This window comes from Bizionia gelidisalsuginis (assembly GCF_008086185.1).
Lineage (GTDB): Bacteria > Bacteroidota > Bacteroidia > Flavobacteriales > Flavobacteriaceae > Bizionia > Bizionia saleffrena.
Genome location: NZ_VSKN01000102.1, coordinates 1 through 690, shown reverse-complemented (window position 1 = coordinate 690; position 690 = coordinate 1). Strand labels below are relative to the sequence as shown.

1 protein-coding gene is annotated in these 690 nt (G+C 41.6%); it reads right to left on the bottom strand.

Features of this window, described 5'->3' with window-relative positions:
• The coding region (locus ES677_RS15430; RefSeq protein WP_170235081.1) for a hypothetical protein at positions 1 to 690 on the bottom strand (690 nt) is incomplete at both ends.

The window sequence follows — 690 nt, the reverse complement described above, 5'->3', positions numbered from 1 at the left end:
TATTAAACGTCGCTGTTTCCCAACATTCTGTCGCTGGTGCTGCTGATTGTTCTCCTGTTACCTCCCAAATACACGTATCATTATTAAACGTAGCTGTTTCCCAACATTCTGTGATTGGTTCTGCTGCTTGTGTTCCTGTTACAACCCATTCGCAAGTACCGTTATTAAACGTCGCTGTTTCCCAACATTCTGTCGTTGGTTCTGATTGTTGTGTTCCTGTTACCTCCCATTCGCAAGTATCGTTATTAAACGTTGCCGTTTCATAACATTCTGTCGTTGGTGCTGCTTCTTGTGTTCCTGTTACCTCCCAAATACACGTATCATTATTAAACGTTGCCGTTTCATAACATTCTGTCGTTGGTGCTGCTTCTTGTGTTCCTGTTACATCCCATATACAAGTAGAGTCATTAAACGTTGCCGTTTCATAACATTCTGTGGTTGGTTCTGATTGTTGTGTTCCTGTTACCTCCCAAATACACGTATCATTATTAAACGTCGCCGTTTCATAACATTCTGTGATTGGTTCTGCTTCTTGTGTTCCTGTTACCTCCCAAAGACACGTATCATTATTAAACGTTGCGGTTTCATAACATTCTGTCGTTGGCTCGGTTACTTGATCTCCTGTTACCTCCCAACTACAAGTAGAGTCATTAAACGTTGCCGTTTCATAACATTCTGTGGTTGGTTCTG